General features: G+C 59.6%; 12 protein-coding genes. 3 read left to right on the top strand and 9 right to left on the bottom strand.

Features of this window, described 5'->3' with window-relative positions:
* Window positions 1–66 precede the first annotated feature (66 nt).
* Window positions 67–2,490, top strand: coding sequence for a hypothetical protein (locus M3089_RS07235; protein WP_249082951.1), 2,424 nt, complete (start codon window positions 67–69; stop codon window positions 2,488–2,490).
* Between the two features lie 12 nt (window positions 2,491–2,502).
* Window positions 2,503–4,215 carry an endo-1,4-beta-xylanase gene (locus M3089_RS07230; protein ID WP_249082949.1) on the top strand — a complete coding sequence of 571 codons (1,713 nt, stop codon included), beginning with the start codon at window positions 2,503–2,505 and terminating at the stop codon, window positions 4,213–4,215.
* Window positions 4,216–4,354: 139 nt separating this feature from the next.
* On the opposite strand, the gene M3089_RS07225 is transcribed toward M3089_RS07230, so the two are convergent.
* The 9 genes from M3089_RS07225 to M3089_RS07185 form a co-directional block, all read right to left on the bottom strand.
* Window positions 4,355–5,710, bottom strand: coding sequence for a TolC family protein (locus M3089_RS07225; RefSeq protein ID WP_249082946.1), 1,356 nt, complete (start codon window positions 5,708–5,710; stop codon window positions 4,355–4,357).
* A 14-nt stretch (window positions 5,711–5,724) separates the two neighbouring features.
* Window positions 5,725–6,834: an efflux RND transporter periplasmic adaptor subunit gene (locus M3089_RS07220; protein WP_249082944.1), complete on the bottom strand. Its 1,110-nt coding sequence runs from the start codon at window positions 6,832–6,834 to the stop codon at window positions 5,725–5,727.
* A 126-nt stretch (window positions 6,835–6,960) separates the two neighbouring features.
* Complete coding sequence (locus M3089_RS07215; protein WP_205110980.1) at window positions 6,961–8,193, bottom strand: ABC transporter permease; 1,233 nt, start codon at window positions 8,191–8,193, stop codon at window positions 6,961–6,963.
* A 343-nt stretch (window positions 8,194–8,536) separates the two neighbouring features.
* Window positions 8,537–9,796, bottom strand: a complete 1,260-nt coding sequence (locus M3089_RS07210) for an ABC transporter permease (protein ID WP_249082941.1) — start codon at window positions 9,794–9,796, stop codon at window positions 8,537–8,539.
* Between the two features lie 21 nt (window positions 9,797–9,817).
* Window positions 9,818–10,540, bottom strand: coding sequence for an ABC transporter ATP-binding protein (locus M3089_RS07205; protein ID WP_205110984.1), 723 nt, complete (start codon window positions 10,538–10,540; stop codon window positions 9,818–9,820).
* Window positions 10,541–10,726: 186 nt separating this feature from the next.
* The gene (locus tag M3089_RS07200) at window positions 10,727–11,131 is read right to left on the bottom strand and encodes a GntR family transcriptional regulator (protein WP_249082938.1); all 405 of its coding nucleotides are present in this window, start codon (window positions 11,129–11,131) and stop codon (window positions 10,727–10,729) included.
* On the bottom strand, window positions 11,128–11,955 hold the full coding sequence (locus M3089_RS07195; RefSeq protein WP_249082936.1) for a hypothetical protein: 828 nt from the start codon (window positions 11,953–11,955) through the stop codon (window positions 11,128–11,130). The genes M3089_RS07200 and M3089_RS07195 overlap by 4 nt, the downstream gene beginning before the upstream one ends.
* 17 nt (window positions 11,956–11,972) lie before the next feature.
* Window positions 11,973–12,785 (bottom strand): hypothetical protein, encoded by an 813-nt coding sequence (locus tag M3089_RS07190; protein ID WP_249082934.1) that lies wholly within the window; start codon window positions 12,783–12,785, stop codon window positions 11,973–11,975.
* A gap of 2 nt (window positions 12,786–12,787) precedes the next feature.
* The gene (locus M3089_RS07185; RefSeq protein ID WP_249082932.1) at window positions 12,788–13,639 is read right to left on the bottom strand and encodes an ABC transporter ATP-binding protein; all 852 of its coding nucleotides are present in this window, start codon (window positions 13,637–13,639) and stop codon (window positions 12,788–12,790) included.
* Window positions 13,640–14,434: 795 nt separating this feature from the next.
* Between M3089_RS07185 and M3089_RS07180 the strand changes: the two genes are divergently transcribed.
* A complete protein-coding gene (locus tag M3089_RS07180) occupies window positions 14,435–14,923 on the top strand; it encodes an RNA polymerase sigma factor (RefSeq protein WP_205110990.1) in 489 nt (162 codons plus the stop codon).
* Window positions 14,924–14,928 lie beyond the last annotated feature (5 nt).

The raw sequence follows: 14,928 nt of genomic DNA, 5'->3' as shown, positions 1-14,928 counted from the left end.
AATAACCCTAATGTACCCTGACAAAAAACAACTAACCATTTACTTACTAACATCAAACAACATCTCATGAAGAGAAAAACTTACTTGCTGCTTGCCTGTGCCGCCATATTGGGGCAGGCCCGGGCAGACAACATCACCGTGTGCGACTTTGAGAAAAACGAAATCGGGCAGGCCTTCAACATGAAGGACATTTACAACACAACAACCACATCGACTGCCGTGGTCGAGGCAGACCCGGCCAACGAAGGCAACAAGGTGCTGCACGTAAAGAACACATCATGGAACACATTCATTGAGTTTGAACTGCCGGACGGCGTAGACGGAGGCAACATGGCCGACATGTACCAGTCCATATCGTTCGACATTTACCGCCCGGCGAGCGACCAGAACGACTGGATGCAGATGGCCGTACTGCTGGGCAACGACCAGCTGTACTGGGACGAGGGCTATCCGCACCAGGGAGACAAGGAAACTTGGGTGAAGAAGACCTACGAACTGAAATACGTGAAAAACGATGCCGTGCGCCTGTACGTAGGATACAACAACAATACGGCGGAGTATTACATCGACAACATAGTGCTCAGCGGGGTGTCGAAAGAAGCCAAAGACACGCTGAGATGGACGGGGGCTACGTCTGACGTATGGGACGTTGGCACCACTCCCAACTTTGCCACCGTGCCGGCAGACGGCTCCGAAGGCGAGCCGGCGTGCTTTGCCAACGGCTATGCCGTGATATTCGACGACACGCCGGCAGCCACGGCAGGGGCAGGCACGGCCAGGGTCGTTGTCAGCGAGACGGTCGAGGCGCCAAGCATACTGTTCAGCAACAAGGCCGTCGACTACACTCTCACGGCCCAACACCCTGACGACGCCATAACCGGCTTCGGCAAGATGTCGGTCGAGGGCGGCGGCACAGTCACCATGGACGTCAACAACAACATGAACGGGGGCACATACCTGCATTCCGGCATGATAAGGATGGTGAACGCAGGACTGCAAAACCCGTTTGGCACCAAGGTCGAGGCCGACGGCGGGGCGCTGCACTTCAGCCTCAACACGTCTGACTATGTAAGCGTAAACGCGCCTATCGACATCGCCGAAGGCAGCACACTCGATGTCTATACGTCACGCTACACCTACTGGATGTCGCAAATCAGCGGCAAAGGCACGCTCAACATATACGCCGGAGGCGAACGCTCCTACCTGGGCAACGCCAAGGGTGCGCAAATACCAGACTGGTCGCAGTTCAGCGGAACGGTCAACCTCTACCCATACAAAGAGGTGTACGGCTCGGCCGGGTTCTACGGACTGGTGCTCGGCCACGGCGGCAAGACGTTCAACCCCGAGGAAGTAGAGGAGAGCATCGAGGCCGGGAAAGTCAACGCCACCTTTGAAAACAAGACGCTGATAATGCACGACAACACCACGCTGGCGTGCGAGTCGGGCACGAGGGGATTCAGGATAGGCGAGCTGCGCATGGCTCCCACGGCACGGCTCTGCGGATATTACAAGGCCTCAAACCCCAAGTCTTACTATCTCGTGGGCTGCCTTGGCACCGACTCTGAACTGGCCGGACAGATTGCACCTGCCGACAAGAACGGCAAGCCATACGAAAGCCAGCAGGTGGGGCTCATCAAGGAAGGGGCCGGAACATACACCCTGACTAACAACAACAACCTGATAAACGGCGGAATACGCGTGCTCGACGGACGGTTGCTGGTGAACAACAACACGGCCGAGGCCGAGGCATACCACCTCACCGGCGGAACGGGCTACGCCACAGGCACCACCCAGACGTTCGTATTCAGCAAAGCGACCATCGGCGGCAACGGAAGCATTGCCGGAAACACCGACGTCTACGGCACCATAGAACCTGGAAGCGACGGCACGGGAACCCTTACGCTCAAGAACTTTGCCAAAGACGAACCCGTGGCACTATACCTGCGGCCTACCACAACAATCAACATGGAAATAGCATCTGCCGACGACTACGACCGGATCGTGGCCAGCGGCGACATCATTTACTACAACATCTGCGAGGATTTCACCGAGAGCGACGACAAACCGACGGTGAAGCTCGACGTAAAAGACTCGTACCAATACAACGAGGGCGACGAGTTCGTGCTCATCGAAGCCAAAGGCAAAGGCTCGCTGTACGGCGACCCGTGGAACTTCAACATCGCTTTGCCAGACAACGACAAGTGGACTGTCGAGGAGCGCGAGGCCGAGGGAGCATACCGACTGGTGCTCACGGCGAAATCGCCCAGCGCCGTCAAGACAGCAACCGACTCTGGGAAGACGCGCATTTACTCTGCCAACGGCAACATCTACGTAGACACTGAGGCCGGGAAGCGCATCAAAGTGTACTCGGCAAGCGGCCAACTGCTTAGCGAAACGGTGTCGGCCAACGGACTGAACACCATCAGCGGCGTGAGCGGCATGGCCATTGTCGACGTTGACGGGGTGACAATGAAAATCAACAACAAATAAAACGACGACACAATGAGACACACATTATTGCTTATGATGCTCGCCGTTGCCACGCTGCAAGGGCACTCACAGGAAAAAGTGATATACGACTTTGAAGGTTACGAAATAGGCGACAGGCTGCCGATGAACGACCTTTACAGCGACAAGACGGAGTCGGTGGCAGAAGTGACGGCCGACCCCACGAACCCGCAAAACAAGGTCTTGCACGTCACCAACAAGAGTTGGAACACTCTTATCGAACTTGCCATAGGCCACATCACGCAGGGCAACATCACCGAATCTTACCGAATGCTGGCCTTCGACCTCTATCGCCCGGCCTCAGACGCCAACTACAAGCAGTTTGTGGCAAGGCTCGGGCAGGACACTATCTATGCCGACGCAGGCTTCTACGACCAAGGCCAGGCAGAGACATGGGTGGCGAAGTCGTACATCATGGAACGAACCGATGAAGCATCAGACAAAATCTACATGGGATTCAACTCCGTTGACGCTGAATATTACGTAGACAACATTCGGCTGATTGCCGCAGACTATGGCTACGACTTCACCGATGAGCAGCAAACTTTGCGCTACCATGCCGCAAAGGCAGGCAAGAACATCGGAGTGGCAGTGCCGGTGTCACGCATCAACATCAACGACGAAAGCCTGCTGCCGACGCAAACCGTCTTCCGCAATTTCAACATGATAGTGGCCGAAAACGAGATGAAGCCCGACGCACTGCAGCCAAACCGCGGTGAGTTCAACTTCTACCACGGCGACTGCATCGTTGACTTCGCCGCCCGCCACGACATGGAAGTCAGGGGGCACACGCTCGTCTGGCACAAGCAAGTGCCGGCATGGATAAGCTCCGACGGCATCAAGAACGACCACGGATACTCTCGCGACGAGCTGCTTCAGATAATGAAAGACCACATCACGGCCGTTGTCTCCCACTACAAGGGCAAGGTCAGCGAGTGGGACGTGGTCAACGAATGCCTCGACGACGACCAGACCACCATACGCACCAACCCGCTCAGCTATGACCTCAGGCCCTCGGTGTGGCAGAATGTCATAGGCGAAGACTACATAGACTCGGCTTTTGTCTATGCCCACAGGGCCGACCCCGACGCCCAACTATACATCAACGACTACGGGGTTGAGTTCCAAGGCAAAGCCAAGACGCAGGCCTACTACAACCTTGTGCGCCGTCTCGTCAACGACGGCATCCCCGTTGGCGGCGTGGGGTTCCAATGTCATCTCACAGTGGGCGACACCGACTCGGCCAAGTTCGACAACAACGTGAAGCGATATGCGCCGCTCGGCGTTGAATGCGCGGTGACGGAGCTTGACGTCTCTATGTCCGACGCATACGCCCAGGGCGCCGAGCAGCAACAGGCAGAGGAATACGGCAAGATTGCCTCGGTGATGATGAACTACGACCACTGCCGCAACATTCTGGTATGGGGCGTCACCGACGACATGTCTTGGCGTCAGGGCAACCCTCTTATCTTCCGCCAGACGCTTGAACCCAAGCCTGCTTTCTTCACACTGCGCGACATTCTGCAAAGCGCCGCGCAAATTGCCGACGGCATAACAGCGCCTGACACCGGCGCCACCGCATCGGCTTCTGTCGACGTCTACGACCTCGGCGGGCGCCCTGTGGCCCTCGGCCTTGACAGGAAAGACATCGGCCGGCTGCCCAAAGGCATATACATAATAGACGGGAAATGCACCGTCGTAAGGTAAGCCATGGGCCAATGGCATTGCCGCGGCCGGCATTTGCGCCCCCGAGGGCAGCCCACCGGCAACAAGAAGCGTGCCACCCGGAGTCTCCGGGTGGCACGCCTGTCGTATCAGCACTTGCCTCCGTGGCGGCAGGACGAGGTCAGAAGGCGAGTTGGCGGCCGCGATAGAAGTCGACCAAAGCCATCTGGTACAGATACTCGTAGCGCGACTGCGCCAGGTCACTCTGTGCCTTCATGAGGTTGTTCTTGGCCTCGTTGAACTCTGTTATGGTAGCCTTGCCGTTCTCATATTTTGCCTGTGTCAGGCTGAAAGCGTCTTCAAAGCTGCGCAGGGCCGCCCTGCAACTGACATATTTAGCGCCAGCGTTGCGCGCATTGAGGCAGGCCGTCTGTATCTCTTTGTACAGGTTCTTCTTCACGTTTTCCAGTTGCAGCTCCTGTGTCTGCCTGTCTATGCGGGCTGCCCTCACGCTGTTACGGGTCTGGAAGCGGTTGAACAGCGGCACATTGAGGCTCAGGCCCACATACTGGCTGAAGTTGTTTCGCATCTGGGAGGCAAAGCTTGAGGAGCTATACCCCGACGTACGGTAGTAGTTAGTGCCCAGCCCAGCCGTGAGCGACAGTTGCGGATAGAATGCTGCCTGGGCCACCTTGACACTGTAGTCGGCCCCATTCAGGCGTATCTGCTCGGCCTTCACCTCGGGCATTATGCCCAAAGCCTCGGCATAGACAGCATCGGCGGCGGGCAGCGACGAGCACCGCGCCTCCATCCCGGCGGTGTCGGGCAACGCTATGGCAAAGCCTTCGGCCGACTGAAGTTCGAGCAATTGCGACAGCGCAAGCAGCGACAGGCTGCGGTTCCCCTTTGCCTGCGTCGCCGTGAGACGGCTTTGCGCCAGCGTGGCTTCCTGCTGCGAGAGGTCTGCCGGGCTTGCCTTGCCGTGGCTCTTCATGGCCCGCAGCCGCTCCACCTGCATGGAGTCGATGGCCACCTGGCGGCATGCCACGCCCACAACCTCCATGTCGTAAAGCGCCTGCACATAGGCCTGGGCCACCTGCACCCGCACGTCGTTGCCGGCTTTCTCAAGGTCTGCCGTGGCCGCCTCAAGGTTCAGGCGCCCCAGCTTTATCGAGTTGGTTATCCTCATCCCGGTAAACAGCGGCACGCTTGCGCCGACAGAGAACGACGTGCTGCTCGTGTTGGTGTTTGTATATGTGTTGTCTTCTGTCAGTCCGCGGCCGAACGAGAAGTTCTGCCCGGCCGAAGCGTCGACCGAGGGCAAGCGGCTCCACTTGTCGGTGTTTAGCTGCACGTCTTGCTGCATGCGTCTGTTCCGGCTCTGCTTAATGCTGATGTTGCGCTCCAGCGCACGGTCAATGCACTCGGCCAGCGTCCATTCGGCCCTGCCGGGGGTGGCTTCGCCCTGCTGCGCCACAGCGCTTGCAGAACCCAGCGAGAGCGCCGCCACGATAACGAAAATCCTGTTATGCACCATAGCCTTGCCTCCCGTCAATTGTCATCGCTGGCCACCTGCTGCGGCCCGCGCACGATATCGCCGGCCTTGAGCCCGCTTTTAACCTCTATCTTCACCCCGTCGCTCAGGCCCGTCGTTACGCTGCGGCTCACATACTGCCGCTCCTTGCCTTCGCCCCGGGCCACATAAACCAGCGTGGAGTCGCCCTTGAACTCTATCGCGCTCTCCGGCACGGTAAGCACATGGCGGGCCTCGTCGAGCACAATCTCGGCGTTGGCGCTGTAGCCCGAGCGCATGCGGCCCTTGCCGTCGAGCCTCACCGCCGCCTTGATCTCAAACTGATTGGCTCCGTTGTTCTCTACAGCCTTGGGTGAGATGTACTCCAGCACGGCATCGAACGAAAGGTTCTCCAGCGCCCCCACGGTAATCTTCATGTGCTTTCCGACAGCGAGGCGGCCCACTTCCGTCTCGTCCACATTGCCGCGGAATATCAAGTCGCCCATGTCGGCCACCGTGGCTATGGTCGTACCGTCGTTGAACGTGTTGCTCAGTATGACCGAATTGCCCACCTTGACAGGGATGTCGAGAATGATGCCCGATATAGTCGAGCGTATGAGAGTGGAGCTGGCGTTGGCGTTGCTGCGCGATATGCCGTCGCGCACCACCTGCAGGGCGTCTTCTGCGGCGGCCTTCTCTTCGCGCGCCTGCTCCATGGCCTGCCTCACCTTGTCGTACTCGTCGTCGCTCACCAGGCGGCGTTCGTAGAGCGCCTTCTCTCGCCCGAAGTCGGTGGTGGCCTGCTTCAGGTTTATCTCGGCCAGCCTGACACGGCTCTGCGCGGAGCTAAGCTGGCTCATGTCGGGTATCACCTTCACCTTGGCGATGACCTCGCCGGCCTCTACCCTGTCGCCCGGCTCCTTCATGATCTGGCTTATTATGCCGCTTATCTGCGGCTTTACGCTCACCTCGTCGCGCGGTTCAATCTTCCCGGTGACGATGGTTGTCTTGCGTATGTCGCCCACCGTAGCCTTCAGTTCGGTATACACCACAGGCTTCGGCCGCGATTTCTGATAGAGGAACACAAATGTCCCGATGAATGCCACGGCCACCAGTGCCGCAACAATGAGTTTGGAATATCTTCTCATATCTGTTGTTGTTAAGTTACATTTACATCTGCCCACAAGCCGGGCGCAGTGGCTTTCCAGGCCGCCACGCCTCGCAAAGGCAGCCCATACGGATGCGGCACGGGGCCGTAGAGGCACGCTTCGGCCCTACTCCTCGCGCATGGCGTCTACGGGCTTCACCTTCATTGCCCTCCAGGCAGGGGCCAGTCCGGCCAGTCCGCCGAGCAGGCAGAGCATCGACGCGGCCGCGAAAGCCGTAGAGAAGTCTACCTGGAAGCGGGCTGCGGCTATGCCGTCGGTGGTTGAGCCCAGCTCTATCATCTGCAGGATGGCCACGCCCAGCATGATGCCGCTCATGCCGGCAACGGCCGTGAGCACCACGCTCTCGGCCACTATCTGCCCGAGAATCATGCGCGGCGTGGCCCCTATGGCCCGCCGTATGCCTATTTCCGAGGTGCGCTCCTTTACCGTTACCATCATGATGTTGCTCACCCCGATGGCCCCGGCCAGCAGCGTGCCCGTGCCAACGAGCCACACCAGGAAGTTGACACCGCGGAAAAGATTGTCGAGCATGGCGAAAAGCACCTCGGTGTTGAACACCATCACGCCCTGCTCGTCGGTGGGGTCAACATTGTGGGAGCGCGCCACCACACTGCGGATGCGCCCGGTCAGTTTGCTCATCACCACCCCGCGGCGCCCCGTGACGGCTATGACGTCGACCTGAGAGCCACGGTTGTAGGCCCGCTGCACCACGGTTATGGGCACCGACACGTTCTCGTCTACAGGCCCACCGACGCTGACGGAGTTGCCGGTACGGAAGTCTACGCCCACAATCTCGTAGTAAACGGAATCGATGCGCATGGAATGGCCGCACGGGTCGCCCCCTTCGGGAAACAGGTCGTTGTAAATGCGCTTGCCAATGACGCACACCTTGCGCCCCTGCTCCATGTCGAGGGCATTGAGATAGCGGCCGTAGCGTATCTTGGGTGTCTGTATGTCGGCATATTCCGGCGTCACGCCCGACACGTTGCATGAGGCGGTGTGCTCGCCGTTGACAGCCCTCTTGCCGCCCACGAAGAGCACCGGCGCCACCCTGTCGAGCTGCGGCACCTGCCTGGCCAGGCGCTCCACGTCGCGGTAGTCCATGCTCCAGCTGCGCCCTTTGGGCAGCCCACGGTATGCCTTCGACGTGGGCTGGGCCCACACCATGGCCGAGTTTGTGGCAAACCCGGCGAAGTTGTTCTGCAGCAATTCCCTCAGCCCGTTGCCCCCGCCGATGAGCACAATGAGCATGAACACGCCCCAGAACACCCCGAAACCGGTCAGTATGCTGCGGCTCTTGTTGCGCATGAGCGAATCTATTATCTCTCTGAAATTCATAATCGCATTTCTTTATCAGGCCATCGGCCTGTGTTTCACTGTATGCCGCTGTGGCGGCCGCCGCGCCGCCCTGCCACTGCCGCCAGGCCTGCGCGTTGCGTCTCGGCCCCGGCCGCTTCCCCGGCGGAGGCAGACTTGTGTAATTATTTTTCGCCATCCGCGCCGCTCCGCCCATCATACTGATTCTCAAGGCTTTGCGATACGGGCCGTATTGCACGGCCAAACGGCCCGTTCTGCACTGCCGAATAGGCCGTCTTGCGGCGCGATATGTGCCGTTTGGCCGCGCCGTGGCGCGAGCGATGCCGGGCGGCCTCTATTTTGTCGGCATTGTTTGCCGCCGCCGTCAGTTTTCCTTGAGCGCCTCGATGGGCCTCACGCGGGCAGCCCGGCGCGCAGGCACCAGCCCGGCCAGCGTGCCGGCCAGCACCATCACGAGCGTGGCCTCTATGCACACGTCGACGCCCACGGTGGGATTGACAAACATTGTGGCCTTGAACAGGCCCGTGTCTACCTCCGTGCGGCCTATCGTGGCGTTCATATACTCGTTTGCGGCGATGCCGCATAGCATGCCCACATAGCCAAACAATGTTGTCATTACCACGCTTTCTATTATTATGAGCCGCAATATAGACCACGGGCGGGCCCCGATGGCCTTGCGTATGCCAAACTCGCGGGTGCGCTCCCTCACGGTGATGAGCATGATGTTGCTCACGCCCACCACGCCGCTAAGCAGCGTCAGCAAGCCCACAACCCACAGCGCCGTGCGCAGTATGCCCATGCCCCGGGCCATCTGGATGTTGTCCATGAAGCGGTTCCACAGCCACACGGCGTTGTCGTCGTCGGGTGCTGCGCTGTGGTTCAGGTTCAGCTTGGCCCTGTAGTCGGCCTCGAAGTCGTTGTTCTGCTGCTCCGTCTCGAGCCCGTCGAACGTAAACTCAATGTTGCCCACGCGGCTGTCGGTGCTGTAGATGGCGCAAACGGTGGCGTGGGGGCAGTAGACGTCGGAGGCCTTCATCATGCCGTCGCCCCTGTAGACGCCCACCACACGCCACATAAGGCCGTCGGCCTTGACGTATTTGCCTACGGGCGAGCCCCCGTGGGGCCACAGCTCGCGCGCCTGGTCTTCGCTTATCACGGCCACCTTGCGCCGCTCGCGCATGTCGATGTCGTTGATGAAGCGGCCTTCCACCACCTCTGTCTTGTTAATGTCGCGGTCCACCGGGTAGACACCGCTCAGCGTCTGGCCCGCCATGTAGTTTGCCCCGGCCGAGAGGGTGACGCCGCCATGGTCGTAGACGGCGCCCACATCGCCCACCACCCCGGCAAACACGCTGTCGGTGGTGGCCATGTCTTGCTCGCGCAGCGATATGCCGCGGCCGCTCCCCAAGCCCGCATAGGGCTTCGAGGTGCGGCCCCCGAATGCCACCATCGAACTGGCCAGGTAGCGGTCTGTGCTCTGCATCTGGGCGTTGATAAGGCCGTTGCCCGCCCCGAGCAGGAAGATGAGCATGAATATTCCCCACGCCACCGAGAAGCCGGTGAGCGCCGTGCGCAGCTTGTTGCGCCTGGCTGTCGCCCATATTTCAGTAAAGATGTCGCGCATATATGGCTTGCTTTATTGTCGTCATTTCATCAGGCCGCCCGCCCCGAACGGCGAGGCATGGTGGTCATGGTTGTCTTCTATGAGCCCGATTACGCCGTCGCGTATGTGCACGATGCGGTTGGTCTCGTTGGCCACTCCGCTCTCGTGGGTCACCACGACGATGGTCATGCCCTGCTGTTCGTTCAGTTCCTTGAGCAGCTGCATCACCTCTACGCTCGTCTTCGAGTCGAGGGCGCCCGTAGGTTCGTCGGCCAGTATGAGCTCGGGGCGCGTTATCAGGGCGCGGGCTATGGCCACACGCTGGCGCTGTCCGCCCGACATCTCGCCCGGATAGTGGGTGGCCCAAGCGGCCAGCCCCAGCCGGTCGAGGTAGTCCATGGCCCGACGGCGGCGCTCGCGGCGGCCCACTCCCTGGTAGTAGAGGGGCAGCTCCACGTTCTCTACGGCTGTCTTGAAGCTGATGAGGTTGAACGACTGGAACACGAAGCCTATCATGCGGTTGCGGTATTCGGCCGCGCGCCTCTCGCTAAGGTTCCATATCAGCTCGCCGCCGAGGCGGTATTCGCCCGTGTCGTAGTTGTCGAGTATGCCCAGTATGTTGAGCAGCGTCGACTTGCCCGAGCCCGACGCGCCCATGATTGACACAAACTCGCCCCGCTCTATGTCGAGGTTGATGCCCTTGAGCACGTGGAGCGGCTGCGCTCCCTGGTATGTCTTGTTGAGGTCTTTGATGTGTATTACCATAATAATATATGTATGCCGGCCCCGCCCCTGCTGGCTTTTACCCCACGGTGCGGGCCCGGCAGCTCTGTGTTATTGCTACTACTGACATATTATTGACGCAAAGTTAAGGCAAAATGTTGCACGCTCAGCAACATTTATCCATCTTTTTTATCGTCCGATGGTCATATTTGCCATACGCAGGGGCGTTTATCCCTGGCCGCCGTCGCTGCCGCCAGGCTGGTCGCCCTGCCCGCCGGCTGTGGCCTGCCACGCGCCTACGATGTCGCCGATGGATATCCCGAGCAGCCTCATGTCGCGGAACACCGACGGCAGGGTGTGATCCATGAAATCGCGACGGCGGGCACTGAGTATGCGCCCGCGGGCGCCGGGAGACACGAAGTAGCCCAGTCCGCGGCGGTTGTAAATCACGTTGTCGCGCGCAAGGGCGTCGTAAGCCTTCACCGCCGTGTTGGTGTTCACCTCGAGCATCACGGCATATTCGCGCACGCTGGGCACGCGGTCGTCGTCGCTGTAGGTGCCGGCCAGTATCTCGTCGCACAGCCGTTCGGCCATCTGCAGGTAGATGGGCTTGTCGGGATTGAACGTTGTCATAGGCTTATCCATTTGCGCCCTACAATCTGTATGCGGCAAAACAGGCGGTAGGCAAGCAGGTAGCAGCACACCGTGACGGCCAGAAGCGACAGCGACAGCCACGCCGCCGACACCGGCGAGCCATAGGCCGACCAGTAGAGCGCGCCAACCCAGTCGCCGCCCATGGCGGCATAGCCCATGCTCACCACCACCGACAGGAGCACAGTGAGCAGCAGCGCCCTGCGGCGGAACACCACGCCGCAAAGCAGGCTGAGCGCCCTCGACATGGCAAACGTAAGCCACAGCACCACCAAAAGCCACCAACCGCCCGGCCCCGGCGGCAATTCGCGGCGGGCGAACGCCCCGAGCGTGTCGCCCAAGAGACCGGCCATGGCCAGCGACACCGAGGTGACGCCGGGCAAGCCTGCGGCAAGGCATGTGAGCATGAAGAGCGCATCGGCCATAAGCATGGCGCACACCACCAGACCGACAGCGCCGAACGCCGACAGCAAGAAGCGCACCAAAAACTTCTCGAGCGGCGAGGCGGGCAGCAGCCAGTATGCCGTGGACGCTGCCTTGTCGCTGAGGCGCGAGCAGACAAGGCTCGGACTGTAGACCGAAAAGACAAAGAGCACCAACAGAAAGAACGAGGCAATGTCGCCGACACGGCTTTCCATTTCACCGACACTATAGGTGACGGTGAACGCCTTGTAGAAATTGAGGAACAACAATGCGTACAATCCCACGCTGACAGCGATGAGAAGAAAGGCCAAGTGGCGCGAGTTGGCCACAAGGTCGTAACGCATCAAGCGGCCGAAACGCCTTATGTCAAAATATGTATCCATGATTTTCTATTCCTGATTTATATGTTAAACCACTTTCCATTCACCAACTGCATACGCCGGAAACTGCGGTAGGCCACGGCATAATTGGCGACGGCGAGCAACAAGCCTAACGCCATCCACATGAAATCGCAGGCCGACTGGCTGACGGTGTCGGGCAAACAATGGCGTAGCGCAACGAAAACGGCCCGGCAGACCACTGCCGAAAACGTAGCCACAACAAACCCGCCACGGGCCAACAGAAGCGGGCAGAGCAGATAAAGCGACTGGAAAAACAACAGCCCAGCCACGGCATTGAGCCCGTGTGCCAGAGCTGCTGGCCAGTCATGCGGGGCAGGCCGGAAGATGTCGGAAACGCTGCCTGCCGTCTCACGGGCGAGGCTGGCCATGACGGAACGCAGCCCGTCGGAGGTGCCTGCGGCCAGACTGAAGCCCAGGTGGAGCAAATCGGCCACGGCGACAGCCAGCAAAACCAAGGCGGACACACCCACAGTTGACAGCAATAGCCGGCCGACAAACTTCTCGGCCGCCGAAGCAGGGCGCATCATGAACGCCAAACGGGCGTCGGGCCGGGCCATGCCGGCGTAGATAAACGAAGGGCCAAACACCATGGCCATGACCAGACAGCCCTTGGACACGCTACCCTTCCACCTCATGGCAGCATCTGTAGTCACGCTGATGATGCCGCTGCCATCATACCCATACGTAGCCATGAAATACAGGAACAGGAAGAACCCTGCGCCGAGCGTCACCTTGAGCAATGCCGGGCACACGCATTCCGCATCGCTGCGCAACAGCAACGCCACGCGCCTGAACGAGAAACGTCCACCCATATTCACACCTCCTCCCCTCCTGCAAGGCTGCCGGCAGGCAGCTTGCCTTGCACCACGGCGTTGAACAGCAGTTCGAGGTTGAGCTGCGTCTCGGGCCAACCGGCCTGGCGGCGGGCCATGACGAGGTTGCCCTGCAGCGAGGGTTCGGCGTAGACCACGCCGCCGAGAGGCTCGCCCGGCTGCCTCAGCTCAAACGAATAGCGCCCGCACACGTCGGCCACCGAGGCGTCGAGCAACATACCGCCGGTGGATATGATGAGCAGATGGTCTATCAGTTGCTCCACGTCGTGCACCTGGTGGGTGGATATGACAAACGTGCGGTCGTCGGTGAAATGGCGCGCCACCACACGGCGGAAGATGCTTTTCGACGGTATGTCGAGCCCGTTGGTGGGCTCGTCCATCAGCACCAGGCGCGTGCCGGCGGCCAGGGCGAAGCTCATGTACACCTTTTTCTTCTGCCCCATCGACAGCTTGCCGAGCCGCAACCGGCCGGGCAGTTCGAAGTCGGCAAGGCAGGCGTCGAGCACCTCGCGGCTGAAGCGCGGGTAGAACGGGGCGTTGATGCGCACGTAGGCATCGAGGGTGACGTCGGGCAGGAAGAATTCTTCGGGCACGACGAACATCTCGCGGAGCATGTCGGCACGCCTTTTTGATGCTTCGACGCCATCGACACAAACGCTGCCCGACCGTGGGCGCAGCAGTCCGGCCATGAGATAAAGAAGCGTCGACTTGCCCGTGCCGTTCTTGCCCAGCAGCCCGTAGACACGCCCAGGGGCCATGCTGACACTGAAATCGGTGAACACGGGACGCTTGCTCCCGGGATACTTGAAACAGATGTTGCTTACTTCTATCATGATTTTCTATCGTTTTAATTATCGACCCATAGTGTACCACTGTATTAGTACACCGCAAAGATAATACAAAACATGCAATACGGCAAACATACGCGCATGTTTTTTCTGCCAAATCGGTGATTTAACATTTCCACATAATTATATTATCGGCATGCCATCGGGTGGCAGGGGCGAAACGCCTCCGGCCGCAACATCGCGCCGGGCCCGAGCCGAGCCACAGCCGACGCGACCCTGCAGAAAACCGAAGTGGAAGTGAACAATGTTTACAAACGGCAGCTCCGGCCACAGCCGACGGCCAAACTGTCGAGCCAAACGGGCCATACAGGCACACCGAACGGCCCGTTCGGCAGGGCAATACGGGCCGTTTTGCAGGCTGTCCCGACCCGTTTGCCAACACACTGAAATCCAACCGGTTACACTAAGTGGCCACAACGGATTTGCCGCATGAATAATATTGACACGCGGAGTGTTGCAAAGCAAGAGCCCATTTAAATAAAATGAACATCGACATAGGGCCAAATGAGGGGAGGCAGAAGGAGGTATTTGGGTAGTTAAAACGAGTTATTGGGGAGTAAGAAGGAGTTGGAAGGAGCTGCAACCAGCTGCGCCCGGTCATGAGCTTGGCCGGCAGCACCCACCAAAGCAGCTGTCAGCCAACGCCGGGCGACCACAGGCAAGCCCAACTCACGGCACCCCGCCATAACCATTCGGCAACGCCCTGGCATTTATTAAAATAGTTTAAATAGACAGCAACCAATGTCACAAACCGCCACCGGCCGTGTCTGATAAATGTATATGGAACAAAAGGAGTTCGAGATTGAGGTCGGGCGCATACGCCCACGCCTGCACCACGAAGCCATGAGGTATGTTTCCGACGCAGCCGACGCCGAAGACATAGCCCAGGAAGTGGTGCTCAAGCTCTGGGTCATGCACGACCGGCTCGAAGAATACCGTTCCACAGAAGCGCTGGCCGTGGTGATGGCCCGCCGGCTGAGCCTCAACAAAATGCGCAAGGCAACGGTGCCGCTGGCCGAGGCGCGCCCCGCCGACACCGCCACCGACCAGACGCCCGAGGCATCGCTAATCGAGCAGGAAGACGAAGAGCGCGTGGCAAGGCTCATAGACGCCCTGCCCGACACCCAGCAGGCAGTGCTCAGGATGAAGCACACCGAAGGCATGGAGGTGGGCGAGATAGCCAGGCTCACGGGCAGCTCGCCCGAGGCCGTGAGGCAAAACCTGTCGAGGGCAAGGCGCAACATATTGAAACACTTCGTAAACGAATAGACAGA

It is taken from the genome of Marseilla massiliensis, assembly GCF_023336985.1.
Lineage (GTDB): Bacteria > Bacteroidota > Bacteroidia > Bacteroidales > Bacteroidaceae > Prevotella > Prevotella intestinigallinarum.
This window is presented reverse-complemented; position numbering and strand designations above follow the sequence as displayed.